This is a genomic window from Frateuria defendens (assembly GCF_001182895.1).
GTDB lineage: Bacteria > Pseudomonadota > Gammaproteobacteria > Xanthomonadales > Rhodanobacteraceae > Frateuria_B > Frateuria_B defendens.
Map to the genome: position 1 here is coordinate 1 of NZ_LFQR01000088.1, position 3,489 is coordinate 3,489.

A 3,489-nucleotide genomic window follows, 5' to 3' on the forward strand; every position below is an offset into this window, starting at 1 on the left:
GTCGGCCGTTTTTTTGCCAAGGCGTCGCGGCACTCACACGTGACGCCACCGGGCGGCACATCGGCCCAATGCAATCAGGCGCCGCTTTCCCCCATACCGTGGGGCGCTGACCGGGAACATAGTCCAAGGGGCCTTGAGCCCATTCCGCCTGCAACGGAGAAGGGCCCCATCGGCCTCTTCTCCGCGTGCGTCATCGCACCATCGACGGGCTCTGTTGCTGCACTGGCTCCGGCACGGGTTGCTGGACCTGCTGCGCCTGCGGCTGGGCCGCTGCCCGCATGTATGTGGCCGCCTCCAGGCTGCTTTGGGAAAGCGGCGTCCGGATGGCCTGCATGACGTCGACTTCCGTGTATTGCTTGAAGGGAGACTTGAGGTCGCCTTGCACGGCAAAACTCCGGCTGGCGTCATCGGACAGGACCACATGGTCGATGCGGTTGAACCCGGCCGCGACCGCCGCCGAAGTGAGGCTGCCGGCAAGCCTCTGCGTGTGGGGACCCGGGCTGCGTCCCTGGGCCTCGTCGATGCGGGCGACACAGGAAAACGCCTGCTCATAGATGCCATGGGCAGGGTGACGGGCATCAAGGAAGTCGGATACGGGCGCCTGGGCATGCGCTTTTGCGTTGGCGATGGCCGCGAGGGTTGCAGGACCCGCCACGCCGTCGGCATGGAACCCATGCGCCTGCTGGAAGGCTTCGACCGCTTCCCGGGTGCGGGGGCCAAAGTGCCGGTCCGTGCTGATGGGATTGCCATCCCGGGCAGTAAAACCAAGGACCGCGAGATCTTCCTGCAAATACCCGACCGCCTCACCCCGGTCACCCTGCCTGCGGGCATGCGTATGGGCGGGTAGCGGGTGGTCGAACGCCACCTGGGGGCGGCTGTGGAGCGCTTCACGCAACTGGTCGTCGGTCAAGGGCGGCGTCTGCCGGGTGGTGCCGGCTTTCCAATACTCGGCACGGGCCACGCCGTCGGCAAGGGCGTTGACTTCCTCCAGGGTCATGTCCTTGACCTTCTTTCCATGAAGATCGAACCCTTCGGCCTCGGCGGTCGCATAGATGACAGCCGCCTGGTTGGCATGGTGGGTCGCCCCGCTGTAGTCCGCCTTGGAATATCCCTTCACCAGTTCCTCCACCGTGCTCTCCGAGAAGCGCTCATGAATGAGTTTCTTCTGTGCTTCCCGCCCCGCCTCGTAGCTCTCGAAGATGGCATTGCCCCACTGGTCGAGGTCCACGATGCCGTTGTACTTGCCCTGCGCCTGCGCGAGTGCCTTTTCCTTCGTGCGTTCCGTCTGCACAGTGTGGTCGGCGCTTCCCTTGAATTCGAACTTGAGGTTCCCGGGATTGTTGTTCCGCCAGGCCACGGTTCCGTCTCGGGCAGTCATCCAGGTAAGGTCCTCCATCTCATAGACGCGGGTCTTGCCCTGGGCTGCCACCAGGCGGGTCACTTTCTTGTCCGATAAGACGTCCATATCGCCTCCCTCGCCATGGCCCTTCGGCCGTCAAAGAATGCCTCTCGTACAGTCGGTGCGGATTTCCTTGCAGGCCTTTCCACCTGCCGCATTGCACGCGGCCATGGCCCGTGACGCCGCCTGCTGCTCGCCCTTGGGGTCCGGACTTTCGCCGCCGAACGACCGCGCCGACTCGTCCCGCACGAGGGAAATGCAGCCGTCCTGCTGCTGGGCGAGCACCGTGCAGTCCTGCCTGGTGCAGTCGCCCTTCTGGCTTTCCCACATCGCGTCCACGGTCGGATGCCCATGCAGGAACATGAACTTGCCGTTCTTCCGGTTCACAAGGAGGGTGTTGAGGTAGACCGGAACATGCCACTGGGCGTCCATGTCCTTAGCCAGGCCGGATGTGGGAAGGAGGAGGCGCTCGACCCGTTCGTCGTATCGCCCCATCTCCACCGTCCGCCGACTGGCTGCCTTCACGTGCCACACGCCGGCTTGGCGAGCGAGATCCAGTGTGGTGGTGGAAGGCTTCTCGCCACCGTCCATCTGGACGATACGCACCCGCCCCGGCGTGACCTTGAGATAGTCCGCATCGAACGGGTCATCGTGGAACTGGCTGCACATCGAGCAGGCGATGAGCCTGTCGCTGGAGAAGTCCTCGACGAAGCGGCCGTCATTTTTTCCGAACAGGACCAGAGTCCGGTGGCGCACCCCTTCCTTGTCGGGGCGGGTTTCAAACACGGCCGCCGCATCGGCATGGGGCTGGTCGCCGCTCGTGGCGAACGCCAGAAGCGTTGTGCCCTCTGGCGCCGTGGCGGCAACCTCGGCCGGCGCCCGGGGCGACGGGAGTGCGGCCAGAACGGAGAGCGGGGAAACGGCCAGCATGGCCGCGAGCAGGCGGGCTCTTTTCATGCACCCGGTTCCTTCTGTGAGATGGCCAGTCTACCCAGGCGGGGTATGGCCAAATGAGCAAATTGTCACAGCCTACACACGCAGGCTCTTCGCAGGATCAGACCCTGCAGCCCCACCCGGCCCGGCCATGCGTGTGGCGCGACTTGTACGGCGAGGCACCGCCGCGGAAAGTTACGCCATGCGCAGGGGCGGCCCGGCGGCCCGGATGGTGGTGGGGCCTGGTCCTGGGTATGGGCCTGCGAGGGGGCTTGTTCCGGCGGTGTTGGCGGCGTGTCTTGTACCTGCTTCCACCGACGGATGCTCGTCCCGTATCGGAGCGCAGATAGGTGTCCAGGCGTGACTGCTCTTTCGCGGTCAAGCATTGCCGGTTTGCCCGCCCTTGTTCAAACGCTCGGACAAGGAAGCAATTTCCTGGGTGTTGAACTGCTGTTCCTTTGGCGCCCATGCCTGGTAGCCGCTCAGCAGCGCCGATACGGTTTCCTTGTGGTTGGCGTTGCTGCTCAGGTCCGTCTGCATCATGCCGACGGACCAGCCGGAATTGCCCGTGCTATGGGTCAGGCTATATGCCGAGGTCGGCCCGATTTCGCTGGCGCGGCCTATCGCGTTAGCAGGCTTCGCGTTTTGTACGTCTCCCCACGGTAAAGCAGTCTTCGCTCGATTCCCGCGCCGACACCTGCGCCGGCGGGGCGTTGTCGCCCTGAGCCGTTCCCGGGTGAGAAGTCGAGGCGCTAAGTGAAAACGACGCGATCAAGGCGCTGCATGCGAAAAACAGCGGGCGCAGGGGGAGGGACATCATCGACTCCATGCGATGGATGGGAGCGGTTTTTTTGAGCGGCTTGGAAAGCTCGAAGACCGATCCGTGTACATCCCAGCAGGACTCACTGATGTCGGCAAGCGCAGCGACACTTTGTATCGTCATGCTCGAGGTGGTCTGCTCGCCACGGACAGGCATCTCCATTGCCGTCTATCGTTGGCACCATCCATAGATCGGTGGCGCAAACAAAACAGGGTCAACACCTGGGCGATGCTCCTGGTCCGTTCCCTTGAAGCGCGTCACGGTATGCCCGAAAACCGGCGCCGTCCGGCTGCGTCTCGTGTGAGTGCCGCGACGCTTTGGCAAAAAAACGGCCGAC

Annotated in this window: 4 protein-coding genes; all 4 read right to left on the reverse strand. The window is 64.0% G+C overall.

Features of this window, described 5'->3' with window-relative positions; genetic code table 11:
• Positions 1–190: 190 nt before the first annotated feature.
• The 4 genes from ACH65_RS12635 to ACH65_RS12645 all read right to left on the reverse strand — a co-directional run bounded on the left by ACH65_RS12635 (position 191) and on the right by ACH65_RS12645 (position 3,314).
• Positions 191–1,465, reverse strand: a complete 1,275-nt coding sequence (locus tag ACH65_RS12635) for a peptidoglycan-binding domain-containing protein (protein ID WP_049622961.1) — start codon at positions 1,463–1,465, stop codon at positions 191–193.
• Positions 1,466–1,495: 30 nt separating this feature from the next.
• Complete coding sequence (locus ACH65_RS12640) at positions 1,496–2,356, reverse strand: DUF4189 domain-containing protein (protein WP_049622962.1); 861 nt, start codon at positions 2,354–2,356, stop codon at positions 1,496–1,498.
• A gap of 354 nt (positions 2,357–2,710) precedes the next feature.
• Positions 2,711–2,875, reverse strand: a complete 165-nt coding sequence (locus tag ACH65_RS19880; RefSeq protein WP_153242588.1) for a hypothetical protein — start codon at positions 2,873–2,875, stop codon at positions 2,711–2,713.
• Between the two features lie 85 nt (positions 2,876–2,960).
• On the reverse strand, positions 2,961–3,314 hold the full coding sequence (locus ACH65_RS12645; protein ID WP_049622963.1) for a hypothetical protein: 354 nt from the start codon (positions 3,312–3,314) through the stop codon (positions 2,961–2,963).
• Positions 3,315–3,489 lie beyond the last annotated feature (175 nt).

Coding starts and splice junctions, on each gene's coding strand:
- ACH65_RS12635 (WP_049622961.1), bottom strand. CDS start 1,465: ATGGACGTCTTATCGGACAAGAAAGTGACCCGCCTGGTGGCAGCCCAG.
- ACH65_RS12640 (WP_049622962.1), bottom strand. CDS start 2,356: ATGAAAAGAGCCCGCCTGCTCGCGGCCATGCTGGCCGTTTCCCCGCTC.
- ACH65_RS19880 (WP_153242588.1), bottom strand. CDS start 2,875: ATGATGCAGACGGACCTGAGCAGCAACGCCAACCACAAGGAAACCGTA.
- ACH65_RS12645 (WP_049622963.1), bottom strand. CDS start 3,314: ATGGAGATGCCTGTCCGTGGCGAGCAGACCACCTCGAGCATGACGATA.